This is a genomic window from Ruegeria sp. AK11 (genome assembly GCF_056541095.1).
The window spans coordinates 1,108,417-1,127,582 of record NZ_JBQFXU010000001.1 but is presented as its reverse complement, the minus strand read 5'-3'; the positions used below and the strand labels follow the sequence as shown (position 1 = coordinate 1,127,582).

Here is a 19,166-nt window from a genome sequence, read left to right as displayed (position 1 = left end):
ACAGAGCTCTGTATTTTGGTAAGTGTGTTTGGGTCAGCAGGTCGCGCTACCCAGAGCAGCGCATGCACCAGTCACGTTTGTGTTGGTAGTGGTACCCAGATACGAGAATGCGCCAACTGCAATCGACGCCACGACCAAAAGAGCCAGGCCATATTCGACAATTGCTGCACCGCTTTCATTCTTAACAAACTTCTTCATGAATTTAGTCATTATTTCCCCCAAATAGGTTAGACGTTATCAGCGCTCCGTATTCTTGAGCGCAAGCCAGGCGAAAATGCATTAGCTCGGGAATCAGAATAGGAACGGGGGAAATGCGTGCCTTCCTTCAAAGGTAATTGAAATACACCTTTTGGGTGAATCAATTGAAGAAAATCACCCTTTTGGGCGAATACATTTAACCCTGCGTTAACAACGTATTAACGTTCAGCGAATCGCCCTTTTTCGGAAACAATGAATTGAGCCGGGTCGCAATTGTGAGCGGGATGGTGGTTGATTTTTACTGACCGGTCTGGCGTTTGCGGATTGGCATCGTGCGGTTCAGTGATGACAAGACTTAGAAAAGCATATTAAAAATAGATATATAAAGTTTCTTAAAAGCCTTTGTTTGAAAACTTCCCGCGCAGACAAGCCGATAATTCCGGTTGCTGTGACTTCGAAAGGAACACAAATTTGTTGTAGTAACCCGAACCTGTTTGTTTGGTCGGTCTGTTTAGTTGAATGGTTAATTGTTATGAGTGTGAGTTTTTTAAAGAGCGCTCAGGCGAGGGAAAGTCTGGACTTTGTAGTGGAGTGGACTCAGGCCCTATGCGGTAATGGCTCCGTGTCTCGATCCGTAAATTGTTTAATGCGCCTGGCAAATGCTGATGCGGTTCTAATTGTCAGAATGCAGAAAAAGGATTGGAAGGCAAAGCATATTGCGCGCTGTTGTGTCCAGCAGGGGAAAATCTGGCCTTCACAGCCGCAAACGCAGGCAGAGTTGGTTATTGGAGAATGTATATCAACGGCAAGGCCGGGTTCAGTCTGGAAACTATCAGACTTGGTGTTATCCGACGCATCACCAATCTCCCATTGTCGGCCCCAAAGGCCTGAGGGGCTGGTGGAGGTTATCCTGATTCCGCTGGACGTAACCGGGGCGCAGGTTGATTACATTGAGCTTCACTACAGTATTCACCCGCAGACCTTCGAACTTGATCTGATAAGTGCGCTGGCTCCAACATTATCGTCTGGCTGGAGCAAACGCTTGCCTGGAACAGTTGCTGCCAACTCCGAGGTTCTTCGGAGTCACCGGTCCAAGTTCAACAGCAACAATCGCTTTGTTCCGATCCTTGATCCACATAATCCGGCCGACCTCAGCAGATGCGAGTTTCGGGTATGTGCGATGATGAAAGAGGGAATGACAGTGAAGACGATTTCGGAGACTCTGTCCATTGGCCCGACAACAGTTCGCTCGCACCTAAGTTCCATATTTTCCAAAACAGGGGCGACGAGCCAGGTCGAGCTTTTGCATCTATTGAACCGAAGCGTTGATGCTGACAGGGGTTTTGCTCAGATCGCGGGTTAGCGAACCGAATGGATTGCTATCAGGACGGTCTGAAGACCTTTTCTTGATCTTTTAAGGATCCATCTGTCGTCATGGTCCTACCCATTGTTGTTCCATGACGGTCGAACAACTGCTGAACTTAGTCGCAATTTCGTCGGCTGTCTTGTAAGTTTCTAAATTTCGGCCGCAATTTTGCTCTCTATAGCAATGTAGGGAATCTGACTCGTTCGCCATGACCAACTGCCGCTTTCGTGGGGAGGAAACAACCCTACGGAGTGGGGAGAGCGCGTCAGATTTTTATGCTCTTCCAGTTTGATTGTATCTGTTGACGAAAAAATATCCTGTTTTGTTAGCTACTTAGTCGTTGTTCATGATTTCGCGACAACATTAACATAATGTGAACAATGTATTCTCTGAGTGTTCAACTGGCTCGGGGCATACTGATCGCACAGGCCGGGCAAACCACGTCCGGTTGAATGGAAGGGGAACAGCATGATCAAGACTGCTATTGAGGTTGCGCCGTATGCATGTGCGACAATGCAACCCCATAATCCCGTCATGAACGGCGAAGTTTCAAGTAATACAAATTCGAGCAGCAGTCGCTTCCCTCCTATCGAAAATGCACTGACAGAAATCGTAAATAACAAGCGACTAGAAGAGGCGAACCGGGACTTCTGAAAATCAGACGTCCGATGGATTTCCGGATCAACTTGATCAGGGAAAGATAAAGCCCGCTCCGAATTGGAGCGGGCTAAATTTTTTCTCAGTAACCTTTGCCAACTTGCGTCGGGCATAAGCGCAATACAACCTGGCGGTCAGGATCTTAATGAGAAAGTCGGGCCAGCCAAACGGCTGGTAATCACTTAGCTGGCCCGGTCTTCTGCCCACTTCATGAGAATGAAGGCAAAAGCTATTAGCTATCCAATCCGAGCATTGCCTTTACAGCAGCCTCGACCTCGTCGGTGACGGGTTTGTTCGCAGCGTCTTCCAATGCTGCGCGCTCATCGAGTGACTGCTGCTCAACGGCGTCTGCCAGGTCTTCGACGTCTTGCACGGCTTCCTCGTACTCCAAGGCAGCCTGTTTTTCGGCATTCAGGCTGTCAGCGGCATCTTTGGAAGCTTGCAGATCATCGTTTGCGTCCTGAAGTGCGTCCTCGATATCAGGATTGGTGCCTCCCGCATCTGCCAGTTGCTGTTCGAGATCATCGACGATGTCCTGCTTTTCCTGAACATCGGCCAGCGCATCCTCAAGGTCGTCATTGATTTCAGCGCTGGAGCGCTCCGGCGGGGTCATATCATCCAGAAGGTCTTGTTTTTCGGCAAGCTCAGCTCGGATGCTGTCGCCAGCCAAAACCGTGTCGCGATAGGTTGCAATGCGACCGACGCGCGAATTCGGAGCAGCGTTCTGAAGGGCCTTCTCACTTGCGTTGGCTGCGTTCAGTGCGCCCAGTTCCGAAGGGTGGACGCCCAGCGCGGCAGCCAGTTTGTTCCCTTTCTTGTGGGAATCGGTCAGGTCCGTTTCCTCGACTTGAACCTTGGATTTTGTCGCGTGCGCTGACGGTGCGGTCTTGGTCTGAGTTTTCTTGGACTTCTTACCGGTAAACAATTCTTTCAAAGAGAACGATTTTCCCTTCGAAGATTTTGACTTCGAACCCTTTGCGCCAGAGGTAGTGCGCCCCGACTTACCGGCGGATTTTGAACCACCACTTTTAGCCGCCCCATTACCGCCGCCTTTGCCATTTCCGGCGCCGTCGCTGTTTCCTTTACCGCCGCCGTTTCCTTTACCGCCACCATTGCCCCCACCGTTGCCATTACCGTCTTTGGCATAGGCCACATCAGGAAGGGCAACTGCCGCCACAATTGCGGTGGAGCCCAACATTGCGATTGCGAGAGCGGAGGCCTTCAGCACGCCGGTCAAATTGGTTTTCATAGCGGTCCTCGTAGGTCGAACGCGGGTTTCATTTGGGCCGGCAGTGTGTTTCGCGCTTTGCACACACAGAAAACGCTTGCCGGAATCAATATCTGACAGGTGCTATCTAAACCCATCATCATTGAACCCACGCCGAACTGTTCGTTCATCGCCAGTTCATGTTGAAATCGATAGATTGTTAAGGTGGTTGCGCAGTAAAGAGTGCTGAAGATGAGAAAGCTCTTAACCATCTTGTTTCTTGTTGCCGTTCTCCAGCCCGGAGAAGGCAATGCAGCCGTTCGTGAGCTGAAGCAGGCAGAACTGCGCAAAGCAACAACCTCGGGCAACGCAATCCGGTTGCAGAAAGTCATCAAAGGGGTCGAACAGGTCTTTGGCGGTACGCCCATTGATGCGCGAGCTTTTCAGGCCGACAAAGTTTACTACCGCGTGCTGGTTAAAAAACCGAACGGGAAGATTGTCAGTGTTATTGTTAACGCAAAAACCGGCGTTGTCGTTTCCAACAGGTCCAAGATCGGCAAACAAATCTCAGAAGCGGCCAAATCTGCGCCCGGAAACTCGGCCAATGCGAAATCTCAAGGCAAGTCTTCTGCCAACGCAAATGGTGGTCAAAGCGGCAACCGTGGGAACAGCGGTGGCGGTCGCGGCAATGGTGGCGGCAATTCCGGAGGTAACGGTGGCGGCAACTCCGGTGGTAACGGTGGTGGCAACTCGGGTGGTAACGGTGGCGGAAACGGCGGCGGCAACGGGGGTGGTAAAAAGTAATGGTTAAACTGCCATTCGCACGCCTATAATTCCCAAGTATGAGAGTTTTACTGGCAGAAGACGAACCGCACCTTTGCGAGCAGATCAAGAAACTGTTGAACGCTGAAGGTCGGGTCGTGGACATTGTGAACAGCGGCCTGGAAGCTTTGCATCTGGGTGCAACAGAACCCTATGACATGATCATCCTCGATATTGGATTGCCGGAACGCGATGGCATTTCAGTTCTGCGGGAATGGCGCAGCGCGGGCATCAAGACCCCGGTGCTGATCCTCACGGCCCGCGATGGCTGGAGCGAAAGGGTCGACGGATTGGACGCAGGCGCGGACGACTACATGACCAAGCCATTCCATATGCCCGAACTGGCAGCGCGGGTCCGTGCCATACTGCGGCGGCAGAGCGGTCAGTTGAATCCCGTCGTCGAAATGGGAAATGTTGTGCTGGATACCCGCAACGGGCGTGTAACGGCGGATGGCGTGCCCATCGACCTGACCGCGCAGGAGTTGGCTGTTCTTACATATCTGGCCCATAATGTTGGGCGTATGATCTCAAGGACCGAGTTGTCGGAACATATCTACGAATACGATGGAGACAGGGACTCGAACACCATTGCCGTCTTCATAACCCGTCTGCGCAAAAAACTTGGCCCTGATCTGATCACAACGATTCGGGGCCGCGGATACATGATCGACTCTGCCTGATGTTATCCCTGCGTCAACGGGCTCTACTGGGGGGGATCGCGTCGGGTGCCCTTTCAGTGGGTGTTGGTACGCTGGCCGTGTTCTCGTTCATCAATGCCCGCGTTTCAGACAGGTTTGATACCGCACTACTTGATCGTCACACGCAACTGGTCGTTGGGTTGAGCGTTACGACCCATGACCCGGATGCGCTGCGGAATCTGATGTTCGATCCAGCCTATGGCACACCGTATTCCGGCAGATACTGGCAAGTCAGCAACAGCGAAGGTGAGATCTTTACGTCGGCTTCCTTGTTTGATGAAGTCATTGCCGAACCGCCGGGGAACCCTGATGTAACGACGCTTTGGAACACGCCTGGTCCGGAAAGCGAAGCTTTACGAGGAGCCTTTCAGAAAATTACCTATGAGGATGGAACGGTCTGGGGGGTCAGCGTTGCCGAAAGTCAGGCCCAGCTTGTCGCGGAACGCCGCGCTGCACAACAAAGCCTGCTTCCGGTTTTTGCGCTGGTTGGTCTGATCGGTGTCGTTGGGTCGCTACTTCTGACGTCAATCATCCTGACGCCACTCAGAAAGCTTCGGTCAGATGTGGCGCATCGTTGGGATCGGGACGAAGACCTTAGGCCAGGCGATTATCCAGAAGAGGTGTCTCCTCTGGTCGAGGATCTGAACCAGCTCTTGCGTCGAAACCGGGAAATCGTATCGGGATCACGTCGTCAGGCGGCAGATTTGGCCCATGCCCTGAAAACGCCTACTGCAATCATGCGCAATGAATTGGTGCTGTTGTCCGAAGCGGGAGGTTCTACGGAAACCGCTGTGGAAGCTCTCGACCGCATTGACGCGCAACTGGGCCGGTCTTTGGCCAGAATGCGGGCGCTGAACACTGCAGATTTGACCCATTCTCGTGCTGATCTGTCTCATTCGATTGATCGACTGGCGCGTCTGTTCACCACCATGGCCGAGCGCGAAGGAAAGTCATTGGAAATCGAACGCGACCCGGGTCTTTGGGTGCGTATGGACGCGCAGGATATCGAAGAAGTTTTGGGCAACCTGCTGGATAACGCGGTCAAATGGTGCAAACATAAGGTCCGCGTGACGGCCATGAGAACCTCGAACGGGATCGAAATTGTGATTGACGACGATGGTCCGGGAATTCCTCAGGACGCTCACCGCGAGGCGCTGCGATCGGGGGGGAGGCTGGATACCTCTGTTTCGGGCAGCGGCCTTGGGCTGGCCATCGCGGTTGATTTGTTAAAGGCCTATGACAGTCGACTTGATCTGGGTGCATCCAGCTCGCTTGGCGGTCTGGAATGCCGGATCGTAATTCCGAAGGGAACCAATGCGCATCCTGCGACGGGCTGATCATTTGCCCTGAAGGTTCAGGGTGCTTTGGGTGTGACGTAGGTGGACAAGGCGCCAAAACAAGAAAAGCGGACCCATGACAGGTCCGCTTTTGCCCTTGCGGGCGATAGGCAGCCAAGGTGGGCTTAGCTGCTCATGTCATAGGCCCGCTCACCATGTACCGAGAGGTCGAGGCCATTTGTCTCGGTCTCGGCGTTTACGCGAAGTGGTGTGATCAGTGCAACCAGTTTGACCAACACAAACGTGACAGCTGCCGCAAAGACACCCACGATAACCAGCCCGCCCAACTGTGCGGTCCATGTGCCAAGGCCGAACAGGGCGATCATGATGGTGCCGAAGATGCCTCCGACGCCATGTACCGCGAACACGTCCAATGTATCGTCGATATTCAGCTTGTTGCGCACCAGACTGACGGCTTCCTGACACAGAATGCCCGCGACAGCACCGATGATGAGGGCCTGAACCGGACCCACAAAACCCGAAGCGGGCGTGATCGAGGCCAGACCTGCAATTGTCCCGGTGACAAGACCCACCATCGAGGCTTTGCCAAAGCGGATGCGTTCCCAAAGCGCCCATGTCAGTGACGCAGTTGCGGCGGACAGGTGGGTAACGGTCATCGCCATCGCAGCGCCACCGTCCGCGGCCAGTTGCGAACCGCCATTGAAGCCGAACCAGCCGACCCACAGCATCGCGGCGCCGACCATGACATAGCCGGGATTATGCGGCGGGGTCGTTCGGTTTCGGCGCGGGCCAAGGATGACGGCGATGATCAGGGCTGCCAGACCAGCGGTTTCGTGCACCACGATACCGCCAGCGAAATCACGCACGCCAATGTCACCCAAAATACCACCATCGGACAGCATTCCACCGCCCCAGATCCAGTGAACCACCGGCGCATAGCACAGCAGCATCCACAGCGCCGAGAAGGTGAGCACAAAGCCAAAGCCCACCCGTTCAACATATGCGCCCACGATCAGGGCCGGGGTGATGATGGCAAAGGTCATCTGAAAGGCAAAGAACAGGATTTCTGGGAGAGTGCCAGCAAGGCTGTTCACATCAACACCGTTGAGGAAAGCCTTGCCCAAACCACCCCAAAGCCCACTTTCACCGGGTCCAAAGGCGATGGAGTACCCGGCCACCAGCCACAGAATGCTCATCAAACAGGCAATGGCAAAGCAATGCATAAAAACGCTGAGCACGTTTCGGGCACGTACAAGCCCGCCGTAAAACAAGGCCAGACCCGGTAATGTCATGAAAAGGACCAGTGCTGTAGCAACTATGATCCAGGCTGTATCGGCTCCATTCATGGGCCGCTCTCCTTTTCCCTGCATGGTTTCCCGGGCAGGTCATCTGACAACGCCCGGGATCGAGTGAGTGTATGTGCAGAGCCTTGAAGCGGAGGGCAGGTGAGGAAAAAAGAGGCAATACCCGAATTGGTCGCCTATTTTGTCGCCTTTTGTTCAAGTGATGACAGTTTTGGCGGCTATGGGCAGATAATGCCTAAAAAAGGTGCGCGTTATGAAAGCCCGGTCAGAAGCAACGCCAGCGCATGATCCCGCGCGGCGCGGCGCACCGCATCCCGCCCTTGCGCGCCAAACTCAATCGTTTCTGTTCGGGTTTCCCGGCCTTCTCTGGCCAGTCCGAAACATACGCGCCCTTCGGGTTTGAATTCAGACCCGCCCGGCCCGGCAATGCCGGTAATCGCGACGGCAAGCTGCGCTTGTGAGTTGCGCAATGCGCCTTCGGCCATTTCGCGAGCGACCTGCTCGGACACTGCGCCGAAAGCCTGCAGGGTTTCTGCCAGCACACCCAGCATGTCCTGCTTGGCCCCGTTGGTATAGGTAACAAAACCCCGATCCACGACGGCCGAGCTGCCGGGTATATCCGTCAGGGCCGCAGCGACCATACCGCCGGTGCAGCTTTCCGCAGTGGCGATCATAACGCCCTGCGCTTTGGCGCGGTTCAGCAGGTCGGGCACGTTCATAGGCCCAGAACCCCGTGCGTGATGCCAGCCAGAACCATCACGCCAACGGCTGCGAAAATACCCGCAATCACGTCGTCCAGCATCACTCCCATAGGATCGCCGCGACGATCTGCCCAACCGACGGGGCCGGGTTTGGTGATGTCGAACAGGCGGAACAGAGCGAACCCGGCAACCCAGCCGGGCCAGAGGGCGGTAATGTCGATCCCATGCGCCCAGGACGGATATGAGATCGCCCAGAGGGCAATGAACTGGCCCGCGACCTCATCGATGACGATTTCCGACGGGTCGTGATCGTCCTGGCCGTCGGTCATCACGCGCGTGGCCCACAGGCCGCCTGCGAACACCACGAGCGTTGCGATTGCCAGCAATGGGAATCCGCCCAGCGTGTGCAGGACCCAAGCCATCGGCAGCGCGGCCAGCGAACCCCAGGTGCCGGGGGCAGGGCGTATATATCCGACGCCGCCAACGGTGCCAATCAACTGCGCCGCGTTCATGATTTCACCAGACAGGCCGTCGCAATCGATGCGATGCCTTCACTGCGACCGGTGAAGCCCAGACGCTCGGACGTGGTGGCCTTGATCGAGACCTGATCGGCACGCAAGCCCATGATTTTGGACATTTCTTCGCGCATAACAGCGGCGTGAGGGCCAATCTTCGGGTATTCACAGACCAGCGTACAATCCACGTTCGAGATGCGATACCCCATCTGTCCAGCCAGTTCGACCGCGTGACGCAGAAAGATCTCGCTGGCGGCCCCTTTCCATTGCGGATCCGAGGGCGGAAAATGCTGTCCGATATCCCCTTGCGCCAATGCGCCATAAATCGCGTCGGTTACAGCATGCATCCCGACATCCGCATCCGAATGCCCCTGCAACCCGCGATCATGGGGAACCTTCACACCGCAAAGGACCACATGATCCCCGTCGCCAAATCGGTGCACGTCATAGCCGTTGCCAAGTCTTACATCCATATCCATTCCCATGATACGTTCCGCCCGGGCAAAATCCTCGGGGCGGGTGATCTTCAGGTTGTCCGCATCGCCCGGTACGATGCAGACATCTACCCCCGCCGCGCGTGCAACCTCAACATCATCAGCAGCACCGCCCGGATGCGCCGCATGGGCGGCGGTGATGGTGTCATAGTGAAAGCCTTGCGGTGTTTGCGCCGCAAACAGGTTGCTGCGGTCTTGTGTGCCAGTCACGGCCCCGTCTTGTCCTATCCACAAGGCGTCAGTCACCGTCAGTCCGGGGGCGGCGGCCTGATGTGCATCCAATGCGTTCAAGACGTCCTGAATGGTGCGCGACGAAACGCAGGGTCTGGCAACGTCATGAATCAGGACGCGCTTCACGTCGAGGTGCGCCAGGGCCTTCAAACCGTTGCGTACAGAACCCGTGCGATCTGTGCCGCCCGAGGCGAGGATCAGATCGGTATCACGAAACTCCTCCCAGACCAGAGTGTCTTCGTCGGATAAGACCAGAACGATATGGGCGACCTGTCCGCGGAACCGATCGATTGTCCAGTCTGCCACGCGGCGTCCTGCAAGGCCGCGCCACTGTTTTGGGACGTCGCCCCCTGCGCGCAGGCCGCGGCCTGCGGCGACTATGATGGCAGCTGTGGTCATGCCGCGCGCCCTCCATTTTGTTGCGTTTGTTTAGGCGGCGGTGATTGCAGTGGCAATCACCTATGGTCTGGTGATTAAAAAATAGGCAGATGATGGTTTTGCGGGCTTGTTGCGCGTCGTTTTGTTGTTCATATGCGTGGAATTCGATATCAGAACTGCAATTGCCCAAGGATTAAGCACGTTGACTTTCCGCTTCGCTGACAAACTCGTAACATCGCCGGTTTTGCTGGCCCCGATGGCCGGAATCACAGATCGCCCGTTTCGGGATCTGGTTATGCGCTTTGGCGCCGGCATGGTCGTCAGCGAAATGGTCGCCAGTCAGGAGATGGTGCAGGCCAAACCCGGAGTGCGGGAACGCGCCGAACTGTCCGCCGATGTGGAAAACACAGCTGTGCAACTGGCAGGGCGCGAGGCGCATTGGATGGCCGAGGCCGCCCGTCAGGTTGCTGATCGGGGCGCGCGGGTGATCGACATCAATATGGGGTGTCCCGCCAAGAAGGTGACAAATGGGTATTCCGGTTCGGCCCTGCTGAAAACACCGGACCACGCACTGACGCTGATTGAGGCCGTTGTCAGTGCAGTTGACGTTCCGGTGACTTTAAAAACCCGTTTGGGGTGGGATGACACCCTGCTGAATGCGCCCGAGGTTGCGCGCCGTGCGCAAGAGGCGGGCGTTCAGATGGTTACGATCCACGGACGCACGCGATGCCAGTTCTACAAGGGGCGCGCTGACTGGAGCGCGATCCGGGCCGTGAAACAGGCTGTGTCGATTCCGGTTATTGCGAACGGAGATATTGTAGACACAGCAGCCGCACGAACCGCTTTGGAACAATCTGGTGCAGATGGGGTCATGGTCGGGCGTGGCGCACAGGGTAAACCCTGGCTACTGGCGCAGATCAGTCACGACCTTTACGGGGCGGATGCGCCGGATATTCCGGTCGGGAATGACCTGATCGACATGGTGCGCACGCATTATCAGGCGATGCTGGGGTTCTACGGAGCCGATCTGGGCCTGCGTGTCGCCCGCAAGCATCTGGGATGGTACATGGATCAGGTCGCAACCCCTGCGCCGCTGCGGCGGGCGGTTCTGACGTCGCGCAACACGGATGATGTCCTGCGTCTGCTTGGGGACGCACTTGCCGAAACGGGCGAGGTGGCAGCATGAATTCCAACGCCAACATCTGGAACTCATTGCCGGTTCCGGCCTTCATTATTGATGAAAACGACCGCATCGCAGATGTGAATTCGGCGGGCGAGGGGTTTTTGAATGCCTCGCGCCGGTCGGTAATCGGGCACCCGGTATGGGACCAGATCGCCGTTGACGCGCCGCTGGAGGAAGCTTTCCTGCGCGCCCGGTCGCAAGGCACGCCACTGTTTGTAAACGATGTGGATGCGGGTTCTGGGAATCGTGCACCCTTGCAATGTGCGTTGCAAATCGCGCCTCTGGTCGGGCATCCGGGGTCGATGATCATGATCATATCGCCTCGTGAACTGGCGGGCCGGATGACCTTGGGCAACACGGTCAAGTCAGCGGCGCAGTCGGCGATTGGCATGGCCGAGATGCTGGCGCATGAAATTAAGAACCCACTGGCCGGGATTACCGGTGCAGCGCAACTGCTGAGCATGAATATTTCGTCACAGGATCTTGAACTTACAGACCTTATTGTGGCCGAAAGCCGCAGGATCGTGAAGCTTCTGGAGCAGGTCGAGCAATTCGGCAATTTGCAGAAACCGGACCTCAGGCCGGTCAACATCCACGATGTGCTGGACCGTGCAAGGCGGTCCGCGCTGCTGGGATTTGGCGCGGATATGACAATCATCGAGGATTACGATCCTTCATTGCCGCTGGCCTATGGCGATCCGGACCAGTTTCTTCAGGTGGTCCTGAACCTGCTGAAAAACGCATCCGAGGCTGCGGGGCCGCAGGGCGGTACGATCCGTCTGCGCACTTATTTCGAGCATTCCTTCCGCCTGCGCCGAAGCGACGGATCGGGTCATTCCCTGCCGTTGCAGATCGAGATCATCGATGACGGTCCGGGCCTGCCCGAGGATATCCGTGGTGATATCTTTGACCCGTTCGTGTCGGGCAAGGAAAACGGCACCGGTCTGGGGTTGGCGCTGGTCAGCAAGATCGTTTCCGACCATGACGGCTGGATTTCCGCCGACTCCGTGCCTGGCCGCACCGTATTCAAACTGTCGCTGCGCCGCGCGCCGCGAGATGCAACCGAACACAAGAAGGAGAGCACCTGATGGATGGCACCGTACTGGTTGCGGATGACGACCGCACAATCCGCACCGTTCTGACTCAGGCGCTGACGCGGGCCGGATGCAAGGTGCACGCAACATCTTCGCTGACCACCCTGATGCGTTGGGTCGGCGAAGGCAAAGGCGACGTGGTGATCTCGGACGTTGTCATGCCCGATGGCAACGGTCTGGAGATGCTGCCGAAGATAGCAAAGGATCGCCCTGGATTGCCGGTTATCGTGATTTCTGCGCAAAACACGATCATGACCGCAATTCAGGCGGCTGAGGCAGACGCATATGACTATCTGCCCAAACCGTTTGACCTGCCGGATTTGATGAAACGCACGGCGCGGGCGCTGGATCAGAAGCAGCGCGCACAGCCGGAACCCATACAGGCAGGTGGTGAACGCCCGGATGAGCTGCCTCTGGTCGGGCGCACGCCAGTCATGCAGGCTTTGTATCGGTTGGTCGCACGCGTGATGAACACCGACCTGCCGGTTATGATCTCGGGTGAAAGCGGAACGGGTAAGTCGCTGATTGCCCGGGCAATTCACGACTTTTCGGACCGGCGTACATTACCCTTTGTCACAGTCACCGCAGCCGACCTAAGCGATCTGGAGGGCCCGGCCCGCGTGATGGCGCGGGTGCGTGGCGGTACGCTGCTGATAGATGAAATCGCGGATATCGGCGATGAAATTCAAGCCCGCGTGGTGCGTATGATGGACACGCCCGGCGATCATGTTCCGCGTTTCATGGCAACCAGCCAGACAAACTTGACCGATGGAATGGAAAACGGCCGTATCCGTCAGGACTTGTACTATCGTTTGTGCGGGGCGACGATCCACGTGCCCTCGTTGCGTGAAAGGGTCGACGATATTCAACTGCTGGCCGAACATTTCCTGGCCCGGGAAGAGAAGGAAAGCGGAAACAAGCGGTGGCTCAGCCCGGAAGCGGTTGAGTTGGTGCGGCGCTATTCATGGCCAGGGAACGTCCGGCAACTGGAAAACGCCGTTCGCCGTTTGGGGCTGACCAGCCGGGCAGATGAGATTTCGAAGGCCGAGGTGGAAATGGTGTTGGGCAGCCAGCCTGAGGCTGCGCCGGTTCTGAGCGGCGGCGAACGCGAGAAGCTTTCAACCTCGGTCGAGCGTCACCTGCGACGGTATTTCGATCTGCACGGCAATATATTGCCGCCGCCGGGCCTTTATCAGCGGATTTTGCGTGAGGTTGAGGCCCCGCTGATCGAAATCGCATTGGATGCAACTGGTGGGAACCAGGCAAAATGTGCTGATTTACTGGGGATTAACCGAAATACGCTGCGAAAAAAGATAACAGATCTCGATATACAGGTGACACGGCGCCGCAAACTGATGTAATATCGCCACACAAACCGTGGCATCCCGGCATCTGTCGGGAAAAGATCACGACATATGGCGGTAAGCCGCACAAGCGGCACATCAGGATGAGGGCAGACGGTGGCAACCCGAGCACAGAGCGGGATGATCCCATCGATTGGTCGATGGCGTAAATCACGGAAACTGCGCAATTTCGGCACCTTTGGGCTGGTCCTCATGGGGCCAGTTCTGGCGCTTGCCACATACCTCGTCATTGGTCCTTTTGACCTAGGTGCGACCGCGCCGACATTGCGGCTGATTCTGCTGGCTGATCTTGTCTATGTTCTGGTTGTGGCAGCTTTGGTGCTCAGTCAGTTGGGCAGCCTGATTGCTGCAAGGCGGGCCAAGTCGGCAGGCTCGCGTCTGCATTTGCGCCTGATCGGGGCGTTTACGCTGCTTGCGCTGGTTCCGACCGTTACGGTCGCCATTTTTGCTGGCCTGACCGTGAATATCGGTCTGGAAGGCTGGTTTTCGGATCGCGTGCGCCAGGTTGTCGGGTCTTCCCTTACGGCGGCAGAGGCTTATGAGCAGGAACATCGCAGCGGTCTGACGCAGGACGCAACCGTCCTAGCGCGGTTCCTGAACAATGCACGCTCAGTGGAATTTTACATTTCTGATGCCGAACTCCGCGAGGTTCTGGCGCAGGGGCAGGCCCGGATTCAGCGCGGATTGCGCGAGGCCTATGTCATCGACGGCACGGGCGAAATCCGGTCGCGCGGGGATCGATCCTATCTGTTCAACTACGAGGCGCCTACAGCGGAACAGATGACCGAAGCGGCAGATAAGGGGCTGCTGATCATTGCCGACTGGCCGAATAATGAATTCCGTGCGCTGGTGCCGCTTACCGCTTATCTGGACCGTTACCTGTATGTCAGCCGCGAGGTGGATGGGCAGTTGTTGACACTGCTGGATGACACCAAGGAAACGGCACAGTTTTATCAACAATTAGAGAGTGAACGGGGCAGGGTACTGTTCGAGTTCGGCCTGCTGTATCTCGGCTTTGCGCTGATCCTGATCCTGGCTGCGATGTCGCTGGGGATGTGGTTTGCCGAACGCCTGTCGCGCCCGGTAGGACGTTTGACCACGGCGGCGCAGCGGGTCGGCGCCGGAGACTTGAGCGTTCAGGTGATCGAAGAGGCCAGCGACGACGAAATCGCGATGTTGGGCCGATATTTCAACCAGATGACCCGACAACTCAAGGGGCAGCGGGACACGCTGCTGGAAAACACCCAGCAAATCGAAAGCAGGCGTCGCCTGTTTGATTCCGTGCTCAGTTCGGTCACGTCCGGTGTTGTCGGCGTGGATCCCGATGGATGCGTTACCTTCGTCAACCGTTCGGCTGAACGCTTGCTGGACTGGTCGCGGGGCGAAGAACACCTGGCTATCGGCATTGCGGTTCCCGAGTTTCTGCCTTTGTTTGAGAGCCTCAAGGACAGCGGGCAAGAAGCTGTTCAGGGTGAGGTTAAGGTCACACGTAAGGGGCAGCTTGAAAACCTGCTGGTTCGCATGGCTATCCGTCGTGGAGAGGATGGCGGGCTGGAAGGTTATGTGGTTGCCTTTGACGATGTAACCGATCTGGTCAGCGCGCAGCGAATGGCGGCGTGGGGTGACGTGGCCCGCCGCATTGCACATGAAATCAAGAACCCATTGACGCCGATCCAGCTCAGCGCAGAGCGCATCAAGCGCAAGTTCGCCCGCAAACTGGATGAGGAAGACAGCGGCAGCCTTGAATCGATGACCGGCGTCATCGTGCGGCAAACCAATGACCTGCGGCGTATCGTGGATGAGTTTTCCAAGTTCGCGCGGATGCCCGAGCCCGTTCGACGGGAGGAAGACCTTGTCGAACTGGTGCGCGAAGCCGTACTTTTGCAACAGGCGGGACAGCCGGACGTACAGATTGATGCCGACCTGCCGCAGCAGCCGATCATGGCGGATGTAGATGCGACCATGCTTAATCAAGCGTTGACGAACCTGATTAAGAATGCCGGAGAAGCCATTGCAACTCTGAAAGAAAAAGGGGCCCCGGAAAACCTGGTGCCGCAGATCAAGGTGGCGGTTTCAAGCGATGATGCGGGTACAATCATCACCATTGCAGACAATGGGATAGGTCTGCCGGAAGACCGGGCGCGTTTGTTTGAACCTTATGTAACGACACGCGACGAAGGGACCGGGTTGGGTCTTCCGATCGTCAAGAAAATCATAGAAGAGCATGGCGGCGCGCTGACCCTTGAGGACGCGCCCGTATTTGACGGACAGGACCATTTTGGCGCAATGGCTGTGATCCGTTTGCCTGGGGCAAGTATGTCCCCAACCGTTGCGCCGCAGAAGCAGGCAATTAGAACCAACAAACTGAAAGCAGGCCAAAGATGAGCGACATTCTGATCGTAGATGACGAGCGCGATATTCGCGAGCTGGTGTCCGACATTCTGGAGGACGAAGGCTATTCAACCCGGCTGGCAGCCAACTCGGACGAGTGCATGGCGTCGATCAATTCTGAACCGCCGGGTCTGTTGATCCTGGATATCTGGCTGAAAGACAGCCGCATGGACGGGATTGATATCCTCAAGACGGTAAAGCGCGATAACCCGGATGTGCCGGTGGTGATTATTTCGGGCCACGGCAATATCGAAATCGCTGTAGCGGCTATCAAACAGGGTGCTTACGACTTTATCGAGAAACCGTTTAACATTGACCAGTTGATGGTGGTGATCCGCCGCGCGATGGAGACGTCTCGTCTGCGGCGCGAGAACGCGTCGCTGAAGCGGAAAGAGGTCAACAACTCGGACATGATCGGCAAATCCGCGTCGTTCCGGGCCATGCAGGGGCAGTTGGACAAGGTGACCAAATCAAACGGTCGCGTCATGCTGCGTGGACCTGCGGGTTCGGGCAAGGAAATTGCTGCGCGTTATATCCATGCCCACTCCAACCGTGCGAACGCTCCGTTCGTGACCGTCAACTGTGCCGGGATTGAGCCTGAGCGTGTGGAAGAAGTTCTGTTTGGCCGGGAATCGGCCGAACGCGGTGTGGAATCCGGATTGCTGGAAGAAGCCCATGGCGGCGTGGTCTATTTTGATGAAGTTTCCGACATGCCTTTGGGCACACAGTCCAAAATCCTGCGGGTGCTGGTGGATCAGCAATTCCAGCGCGTGGGTGGCTCGGACAAGGTGCGCGTGGATCTTCGGGTGATCTCATCGACCAACAAGGATCTGGATGATGAAATCGCCGCCGAGCGTTTCCGGGAAGAGCTGTATCACCGTCTGAATGTGGTTCCGATCTCCGTTCCCTCACTCGAGGACCGGCGCGAGGATATACCGGTACTGGCCCAGCACTTCATCGAAATGTGCAACGAAACCCAAGGGTTGCCTATGCGGGAGCTGTCGGACGAGGCGGTCGCTTTGCTGCAGACAATGACCTGGCCGGGTAACGTGCGCCAGTTGAAGAACCTGATCGAACGTGTTTTGATTCTGGGCGACGGCACCGGCCCGATTGAGGCGCGCGAGCTGCCCAATGAAGAAGACAAGGCCGAAGAGTCGGGCCGCGTTGTCTTGTCGGGTGCGTTGGCCACTTTGCCGCTGCGCGAGGCCCGCGAAGCGTTCGAGCGAGAGTATCTGCTGACCCAGATCAACCGCTTTGGCGGCAATATCAGCCGCACCGCCAGCTTTGTCGGCATGGAACGCAGTGCGCTGCATCGCAAGTTAAAGTCGCTGGGTGTTGTGACCTCGAACAAATCTGGTGCGCGGGTCGCGCAAATCGACGAACCCGAACCGGCAGAGTGAGTCTGGGGGCATAGTTCACGGGCAGACGGATGTGAGGAACTGATGGCGAGAACGGTGAACTCTGATCTGTCTGGCCGGTTCGTCGAAGGCTACCCGGCTTTTGGCAGGCGGTTAAAGCGACTTCGACGGTCGATCGGATTGAAACAAGCTGCGCTGGCCGAGGTTCTGCAGGTCGATCAGACCACGGTTTCCAGATGGGAGAACGGGGTTCAGCTTCCAACGCCTGATCAACAACACTCGGTGTTTGCTGCGCTGGCTCCTTTCAGGGCGGATGACAACGCGCTAAGACGGCTTGTCGTGAACTCGGCAGACTGCATCCATCTGGTTGAGGAGGCCAGCCACCTGTGCCTGGCCTATTCCCGCAGGCGGGCGCGGGACTGGAAAACCACCCAACGGGCACTGCTTGGCGTGTCCCTCTGGCAATTTGCGACGGACGAAATCCGTCAGGCTGAGGCCGAGCTACAGGACGAGGGATGGTGGGATTTGCAAGCGCCCAACCCCAAGTCGTTTGTAACCTCCGAAGCGCGGCACGACCGTATCCGGATCAGTGCCGGACAGATCACCTGGGAACGGTTGTACCTGTCGGATGGAACGCCGGTCCGGCTGGTCAGTGGGGCACGGTCGGGACGCGCATAATTTATGCGTATTCCTGTGCGGTCGGGTGCAGTAGAACCGGCTTATGCCCCATCCATTACGCATCTTGTTACAGGTTTTGTTGCTTTGGCTTGCCGGGCTAGGTGCGGCGACCCAATTCGCCAAGATTGCGGTTCCTTTTGCTCAGGTCGCAGCCCTCTATCCTGCGCACGCGGACAAGATTGGCTGGCTTTTGTCAGTCATCAGCCTGATTGGCGCGATTCTTGGTGCATTGTCCGGCGCGATAGCCGGGCGGGTTGGGCCTGTCCGGTTGCTGATGTTTGGCTTGACCCTTGGCGGGGCGGTGTCCCTGTTTCAGGCCAGTATCCCCGGTTTGGGCCTGATGCTGGTCAGCCGCGTTGTCGAAGGGGTCTCTCATCTGGCTATCGTTGTCGCAGCACCAACACTGATTGCGCAAATCACGATTGGAAAATGGCGCAACGCGGCAATGGTTTTGTGGAGCAGTTTCTTTGGTGTCGCCTTTGCACTGAACGCATGGCTTGGGCTTCCATTGATCTCTCGGGTCGGGCTTCCGGTTTATTTTGCTACCCATGGTGTGCTGATGTTTCTGATCGCCGGCTTGATCGTGTCTTTCCGTCCCAACAGTGCGTCGGCTTTGGCGAACAATCCTTCTTGGAACGTTCGAACACTGATTGACATACACGTAGAGACCTATCGTTCTGCGTTTGTGTCGGCCCCGGCGCTCGGGTGGTTCTTTTACACGCTGACCTTTGTCTCGTTGCTGGCCATTCTTCCGGGAAGATTGCCGGAAGATGTCAGTGCGATGATTGCGGGTCTGATGCCGTTGGCCGGGATCGTGATTTCCTGGCTTACCGTCCCAGTGTTGCTGAACGTTTGTTCTGCTGTTTTTGTTGTTACCCTCGGTTTCGGGCTGTCTATCCTTACGATAGGCGCGCTGTTTCTTGGTGCCCCGTTGCCCGTTGTCTGCGTTGCGCTTTTTGCGGTGCTGGGGCTTGTTCAGGGCGGCAGTTTTGCAGCGGTGCCGCAGTTGAACTCGACACCCGAAAGCCAGGCGCTGAGCTATGGTGCGATGGCGCAGATGGGGAATGCGGGTAACCTATTGGGCACACCTGTTTTGCTTGCAATACTGTGGCGGACCAGTGAAGCAGGCATGTTGATTGCCGTGGTAGGGTTCTATGCTGTTGCCATGGCGCTGCATTTGTGGCTTGCCGCGCGGCGCAAACGCGCTTGAACCGGACTGGAATGATCAA

18 protein-coding genes are annotated in these 19,166 nt (G+C 56.7%); 12 read left to right on the top strand and 6 right to left on the bottom strand.

Annotation, left to right across the window (positions count from 1 at the left end; translation table 11 throughout):
- Nucleotides 1-33: 33 nt before the first annotated feature.
- A complete protein-coding gene (locus ACR0D9_RS05640) occupies nt 34-198 on the bottom strand; it encodes a Flp family type IVb pilin (RefSeq protein ID WP_267367933.1) in 165 nt (54 codons plus the stop codon).
- A gap of 898 nt (nt 199-1,096) precedes the next feature.
- On the opposite strand from ACR0D9_RS05640, the gene ACR0D9_RS05635 reads away from it, so the two are divergent.
- Both ACR0D9_RS05635 and ACR0D9_RS05630 read left to right on the top strand, forming a co-directional pair.
- Complete coding sequence (locus ACR0D9_RS05635) at nt 1,097-1,561, top strand: helix-turn-helix transcriptional regulator (protein ID WP_480480665.1); 465 nt, start codon at nt 1,097-1,099, stop codon at nt 1,559-1,561.
- Nucleotides 1,562-2,032: 471 nt separating this feature from the next.
- A complete protein-coding gene (locus tag ACR0D9_RS05630; RefSeq protein ID WP_480473092.1) occupies nt 2,033-2,218 on the top strand; it encodes a hypothetical protein in 186 nt (61 codons plus the stop codon).
- Nucleotides 2,219-2,453: 235 nt separating this feature from the next.
- On the opposite strand, the gene ACR0D9_RS05625 is transcribed toward ACR0D9_RS05630, so the two are convergent.
- Entirely contained in the window at nt 2,454-3,470 is a 1,017-nt protein-coding gene (locus ACR0D9_RS05625) for a hypothetical protein (RefSeq protein ID WP_480480667.1), read from the bottom strand.
- 210 nt (nt 3,471-3,680) lie between these two features.
- Here ACR0D9_RS05625 and ACR0D9_RS05620 point away from each other — a divergent pair, with 210 nt between their 5' ends.
- The 3 genes from ACR0D9_RS05620 to ACR0D9_RS05610 are packed head-to-tail and all read left to right on the top strand — an operon-like array spanning nt 3,681 to nt 6,285.
- Nucleotides 3,681-4,232: a PepSY domain-containing protein gene (locus ACR0D9_RS05620; RefSeq protein ID WP_480537998.1), complete on the top strand. Its 552-nt coding sequence runs from the start codon at nt 3,681-3,683 to the stop codon at nt 4,230-4,232.
- A 38-nt stretch (nt 4,233-4,270) separates the two neighbouring features.
- On the top strand, nt 4,271-4,930 hold the full coding sequence (locus tag ACR0D9_RS05615) for a response regulator transcription factor (protein ID WP_209503754.1): 660 nt from the start codon (nt 4,271-4,273) through the stop codon (nt 4,928-4,930).
- Nucleotides 4,930-6,285, top strand: a complete 1,356-nt coding sequence (locus ACR0D9_RS05610; protein ID WP_480480671.1) for a sensor histidine kinase — start codon at nt 4,930-4,932, stop codon at nt 6,283-6,285. The genes ACR0D9_RS05615 and ACR0D9_RS05610 overlap by 1 nt, the downstream gene beginning before the upstream one ends.
- 125 nt (nt 6,286-6,410) lie before the next feature.
- Here the strand turns inward: ACR0D9_RS05610 and ACR0D9_RS05605 are convergent, their stop codons facing one another.
- The 4 genes from ACR0D9_RS05605 to ACR0D9_RS05590 form a co-directional block, all read right to left on the bottom strand.
- On the bottom strand, nt 6,411-7,592 hold the full coding sequence (locus ACR0D9_RS05605) for an ammonium transporter (RefSeq protein ID WP_480480673.1): 1,182 nt from the start codon (nt 7,590-7,592) through the stop codon (nt 6,411-6,413).
- A 209-nt stretch (nt 7,593-7,801) separates the two neighbouring features.
- Nucleotides 7,802-8,269 carry a CinA family protein gene (locus ACR0D9_RS05600; RefSeq protein ID WP_480480675.1) on the bottom strand — a complete coding sequence of 156 codons (468 nt, stop codon included), beginning with the start codon at nt 8,267-8,269 and terminating at the stop codon, nt 7,802-7,804.
- The gene (locus ACR0D9_RS05595; RefSeq protein ID WP_480480677.1) at nt 8,266-8,763 is read right to left on the bottom strand and encodes a phosphatidylglycerophosphatase A family protein; all 498 of its coding nucleotides are present in this window, start codon (nt 8,761-8,763) and stop codon (nt 8,266-8,268) included. Before ACR0D9_RS05595 ends, ACR0D9_RS05600 begins: the two co-directional genes overlap by 4 nt.
- Entirely contained in the window at nt 8,760-9,890 is a 1,131-nt protein-coding gene (locus tag ACR0D9_RS05590; RefSeq protein WP_480537996.1) for a bifunctional 2-C-methyl-D-erythritol 4-phosphate cytidylyltransferase/2-C-methyl-D-erythritol 2,4-cyclodiphosphate synthase, read from the bottom strand. The genes ACR0D9_RS05595 and ACR0D9_RS05590 overlap by 4 nt, the downstream gene beginning before the upstream one ends.
- Before the next feature lie 181 nt (nt 9,891-10,071).
- On the opposite strand from ACR0D9_RS05590, the gene dusB reads away from it, so the two are divergent.
- The 7 genes from dusB (at nt 10,072) to ACR0D9_RS05555 (ending at nt 19,147) form a co-directional block, all read left to right on the top strand.
- A complete protein-coding gene (dusB, locus tag ACR0D9_RS05585; protein ID WP_480537994.1) occupies nt 10,072-11,055 on the top strand; it encodes a tRNA dihydrouridine synthase DusB in 984 nt (327 codons plus the stop codon).
- Nucleotides 11,052-12,140, top strand: coding sequence for a two-component system sensor histidine kinase NtrB (locus ACR0D9_RS05580; protein WP_209503761.1), 1,089 nt, complete (start codon nt 11,052-11,054; stop codon nt 12,138-12,140). The genes dusB and ACR0D9_RS05580 overlap by 4 nt, the downstream gene beginning before the upstream one ends.
- Entirely contained in the window at nt 12,140-13,507 is a 1,368-nt protein-coding gene (locus ACR0D9_RS05575; protein ID WP_209503762.1) for a response regulator, read from the top strand. Before ACR0D9_RS05580 ends, ACR0D9_RS05575 begins: the two co-directional genes overlap by 1 nt.
- A 123-nt stretch (nt 13,508-13,630) precedes the next feature.
- Nucleotides 13,631-15,895: a sensor histidine kinase NtrY-like gene (locus ACR0D9_RS05570; RefSeq protein WP_480505801.1), complete on the top strand. Its 2,265-nt coding sequence runs from the start codon at nt 13,631-13,633 to the stop codon at nt 15,893-15,895.
- Nucleotides 15,892-17,301 (top strand): nitrogen assimilation response regulator NtrX, encoded by a 1,410-nt coding sequence (gene ntrX / locus ACR0D9_RS05565; protein WP_480480685.1) that lies wholly within the window; start codon nt 15,892-15,894, stop codon nt 17,299-17,301. The genes ACR0D9_RS05570 and ntrX overlap by 4 nt, the downstream gene beginning before the upstream one ends.
- 42 nt (nt 17,302-17,343) lie before the next feature.
- Nucleotides 17,344-17,937, top strand: a complete 594-nt coding sequence (locus ACR0D9_RS05560) for a helix-turn-helix transcriptional regulator (protein ID WP_480485476.1) — start codon at nt 17,344-17,346, stop codon at nt 17,935-17,937.
- Nucleotides 17,938-17,980: 43 nt separating this feature from the next.
- Nucleotides 17,981-19,147: an MFS transporter gene (locus ACR0D9_RS05555; protein WP_480485478.1), complete on the top strand. Its 1,167-nt coding sequence runs from the start codon at nt 17,981-17,983 to the stop codon at nt 19,145-19,147.
- The last annotated feature ends 19 nt before the right edge of the window (nt 19,148-19,166 follow it).